Source organism: Nonomuraea turkmeniaca (assembly GCF_005889735.1).
GTDB classification, from domain to species: Bacteria; Actinomycetota; Actinomycetes; order Streptosporangiales; family Streptosporangiaceae; genus Nonomuraea; species Nonomuraea turkmeniaca.
Map to the genome: position 1 here is coordinate 1 of NZ_VCKY01000455.1, position 3,210 is coordinate 3,210.

Annotated in this window: 3 protein-coding genes; 2 read left to right on the top strand and 1 reads right to left on the bottom strand. The window is 69.4% G+C overall.

What is annotated here, in order from left to right; translation table 11 throughout:
- The first annotated feature begins 77 nt into the window (after positions 1-77).
- Entirely contained in the window at positions 78-920 is an 843-nt protein-coding gene (locus ETD86_RS53455; RefSeq protein WP_138674247.1) for a hypothetical protein, read from the top strand.
- 3 nt (positions 921-923) lie between these two features.
- Here ETD86_RS53455 and ETD86_RS53460 read toward each other — a convergent pair whose 3' ends face one another.
- Entirely contained in the window at positions 924-2,165 is a 1,242-nt protein-coding gene (locus ETD86_RS53460; RefSeq protein WP_138674248.1) for a cytochrome P450, read from the bottom strand.
- Positions 2,166-2,395: 230 nt separating this feature from the next.
- On the opposite strand from ETD86_RS53460, the gene ETD86_RS56490 reads away from it, so the two are divergent.
- On the top strand, positions 2,396-3,210 hold an 815-nt coding region (locus ETD86_RS56490; protein ID WP_170223802.1), incomplete at its 3' end, for a TRM11 family methyltransferase.

The following is a 3,210-nucleotide window of genomic DNA, read 5'->3' on the forward strand; positions in this document are numbered from 1 at the left end:
CTCGATTTCGCGAAAGAAGTATATAAGAGACAGGCTCGAACCTGAGCCGCGACCCCTCGGACCCCGAGCACCGGTTCGTGACGGCGGGCCAGATCAGCGGCTCCCGCACCCCGCCGCCCGAGCGCCAGCAGGAGCTCTGGAACACCGTCTTCGGCGACAACTACCAGGCCATGGGCGACCAAGAGGTCCTGGACGACGACGGCCAGGGCAAGCCCGTCTGGATCTACGCGCTCGGCGGATCCGTGGCGGTCGCGCTGGTCATCGCATTGTTGTGGGCGTTCCTGGCGGGACCCCTGGCCGGCGAGGACCCCACGACCTCCAACGTCGCCGCCGGCCAGCCCTCGGCCTCGCAGAAGCCGAGCACCACCAGGTCGTCCACGACGATCGGCAAGCTGCCCGCGTATCCCGGCAAGGCCTCCCCCGTCCTCGGCAGGATCCCGGACGCGGCCGCGGGGATCTCCGTACCCCGCCTCGGCGGCAAGTGGCAGCTCGACCAGCGCGCCACGGTCAAGGGCACGTTCGGCTTCGACACCCGCCAGTACGTCCTGGTCGCGCCCGAGCGGTACGCCCAGCTCATGACGGGGCCGCTCATGCCGAAGCTGGCCTCGTACTACGAGCAGGACAACCTGGAGCCGGTCATCAAGCAGGTGGTGCTGACCGCCCGCAAGCGCTTCTTCCCGCCGGACAACAAGGTCCGCAAGATCGCCCAGCAGCCGATCAAGGTGGGCGGCCAGACGGGGCGGCTGATCGCGTACTCGCTGACGTCGGCGACCGAGAAGGCCACGATCGTCACGATGGCGGTCAACACCGGCGGCAGCGTCCCGGCGATCGTCTACATGTCGATCCCGTCGGAGAGCAAGCAGCTCCTGCCGGACGTCCGCACGGTGATGAACCAGCTCAGGCTCTCCACCCAGGGCTAGCCGCTAGAACGTGCACTCCATGTGCTTGATGCCGTTGATGAACATGGAGTGCAGCCGGTCCGGCTTGCCTGCCTCGATGTGCGGGACTCGGCGCAGCAGCTCGCGGAACATCACCGTGATCTCCCGCCGGGCCAGGTGCGCGCCCAGGCAGAAGTGCGGTCCCGGGCCGCCGAAGCCGACGTGCGGGTTGGGGGTGCGGGTGATGTCGAAGCGGTACGGTTCCTCGAACACGGACTCGTCCCGGTTCGCGGCCCAGTAGAACAGCACCACCTTCTCGCCCTTGCGGTAGAGGTTGCCGTTCATCTCGAAGTCCCTGGTGACCTTGCGGCGCATGAAGTTCACCGGGGACCCCAGGCGGACGATCTCCTCCACGGCCCCCGGGGCGTGTCCGTCGAGGTCCTCCAGCCATCTGGCACGCTGGGCAGGGTTCTTGGTGAGCAGGCGCAGGCCGTACGAGATGGCGTTTCTCGTGGTCTCGTTGCCGGCCACCACCAGCAGGATGAAGAACGACCCCAGCTCCTGCATGGAGAGCCGCTCGCCGTCGATGTTGGCGTTGACCAGGGACGACGTCAGGTCGCCCGTGGGGTGGTCGGCGCGGTGGGCGGCCAGGTCCTGCACCAGCTGCTGCAGCTCCATGCCGGCGGTGAGCAGGCGGGTGGCGATCTGGTCGAAGTCGCTGCCGGTGTACTCGGGGTCGAAGCCGCCGAGGATGGTGTTGGAGCGCTCGAAGACGAATTGGTAGTCCCGTTCCGGGATGCCCATCATGTCGCAGATGATCTTCAAGGGGAGGCGGGCGGCCACCTCGGTCACGAAGTCGCAGCCGGGCCCCTTGGCCAGCAGGTCGTCCACGATGACGACCGCCGCCGCCTCCACGTCCGACTCGAACTGCTTGATCATCTTAGGGGTGAAGGCGCGGGAGACGATCCTGCGGAGCCTGGCGTGGCGCGGATCATCCATGTTGATCATCGAACCGAAGTACTCGGCGAACTCCGCGGGCATGTCCGGAATGCTCGTGGCGCCACCGTCGCCCGAGCAGAAGATCTCCGGGTTGCGGCTGGCCTCCAGGATGTCGGCATGCTTGACCAGCGCGTGGTAGCCCGGCCCCCTGGGGGCGAAGCCGATGTCCATCTCCTCGAAGAACGCGGGGGTCGAGCGGGCGCGCAGGCGGTCGAACGCCTCCTCGCGCTGCTCCATGGGCCTGGCCCAGAAGTCTCGGTCCGACAGGTCGAAGTCGAGGGCGCTCATAAGGCCATCATTCGGAAAAGTGACCACTTACGTCAATGGTTTGGACGTACGGCGTACGTAGAGACAGGGAAATCCTGTGGCCCCGGCGGCGGGGCCCCACTAAGGTGATCTCCATGACCTTCTTCTACCTGCGTTAGCGATCCGCCGGCGGGTCGCGGAGCACCCCACCGCCGGCGATGCGGGACGGCTGAGCGACCGCCGTCCCGGGTCGCGACGTGGGAGAAGGACACGTGCATACTCTTGCCGTGGCCAGGGCGGTGCACGGCATCGAGCCCCTGGTGGCCACGGAGATTCGGCGTTCCAGGCTGGGTGCGGTGCGCGGGATACGGCATCGCGAGGTGTGGTTCGAGGCCGCGGACCAGACAGGGCTTCTGGGGTTGCGCACGGCGGACGACGTGCTGCTGGCCGGGGCCGTGGTGGACGGGATCGGCCCGGGCCGGGCGGCGCTGGCCCGGCTGGCGGAGGCGGCGCAGGCCGTGGACGTGGTCGGGCTGGCGCGCCCGGGTTCCGGGCCGATCGGCGCGCGTGGCGGGCTGGAGGTGTCGGCATCGTTCGTCGGACGGCGTAACTACACGCGGTTCGAGATCGAGGACGCGGTGGGGGCCGAGCTGGCGCGGCCGTTGGGGGTGGCGTACCACTCCAGGTCGGCGGGCGGGCGGCCGCCGCTGGACGCGATGTCGTGGCGGGTCACGATCGAGGGCGAGCAGGCGGTCATCGCGCTGCGGCCGGCCGATCGCCCGCTGCACCGCCGGCCGTACAAGACGGCGTCCATCCGGGGCACGCTGCACCCGCCGGTGGCCGCTGCCATGGCGGAGCTGGCTCGGTTGCACGGCGCGCGGCTGGTGCTCGATCCGTGCTGCGGCGCGGGCACCACGTTGATCGAGGCCCACGTGCTCGCGCCGCACCTGCGGCTGCTGGGCTTCGATCACGACCCGGCCGCGCTCTCGGCCGCCGCCGCCAACGCCCGCGCTGCCGATCGTCCGCCTGTCGGGGGCGGGCGAGCCGCAGCGGGCGGAGGAGCGCATCGGCACCGAGGTCGACATTC